The following is a 638-nucleotide window of genomic DNA, read 5'->3' on the forward strand; positions in this document are numbered from 1 at the left end:
GTGATTGTAGTCAGGTGCACTAAACAAGGGCGCATTGGAAAGCGCTGCTTTCAGATCGTCAAACGACTGTTGGGCATAGTCGTCGCAATGAAAAGGGATGTCGTGGCGCAGTAAGCGAAGGAAACCATGTGCGCGTATAGCGTAATCAGGAACAAAGCGTCTGAGAAAGTTGGCTTTGCCTTGTAGACTCTGGAGTTGTCGGATATTCCGGGGAGGTGGAATCTCGGTGATGGCTTGGACTTTGAGGGGGTCCACGGTGATACCTCTTTGGGAAACGATGAAACTGAGGAGGCGCCCTGCGGTGATGCAGAACACACACTTGAGAGGATTCAAGCGGATGTTGTACTGACGACACCGTTGAAAGATGACTCGTAAATCATCGAGGTGTTGGGTGCGTTTCTTGGATCGAGCGGTGAGGTCGTCCAAGTAGGCGAGGATGATTGCAGCCAGATCATGAAAGATGTATGTCATGGCCCACTGGAAAGTTGCACCGGCATTTTTGAGGCCGAAGGGCATGACACGATATGAAAACGTACCCCACGGGGTAATGAATGTGGTTTTGTACTAATCGGCTGGGTGGATTTGAATTTGGTTGTAGCTAGAGAAGCCATCCATGAAGGATAGAGCCTCGTGGTCGG

1 protein-coding gene is annotated in these 638 nt (G+C 50.6%); it reads right to left on the reverse strand.

Translation table 11 applies throughout. The features are described from left to right. A partial coding sequence (locus NUW87_RS11470; protein ID WP_269028656.1) for a reverse transcriptase family protein occupies positions 1–549 on the reverse strand: 549 nt, incomplete at its 3' end. Positions 550–638: the final 89 nt, after the last annotated feature.

Source organism: Corynebacterium pilbarense, assembly GCF_026930265.1.
GTDB lineage: Bacteria > Actinomycetota > Actinomycetes > Mycobacteriales > Mycobacteriaceae > Corynebacterium > Corynebacterium pilbarense.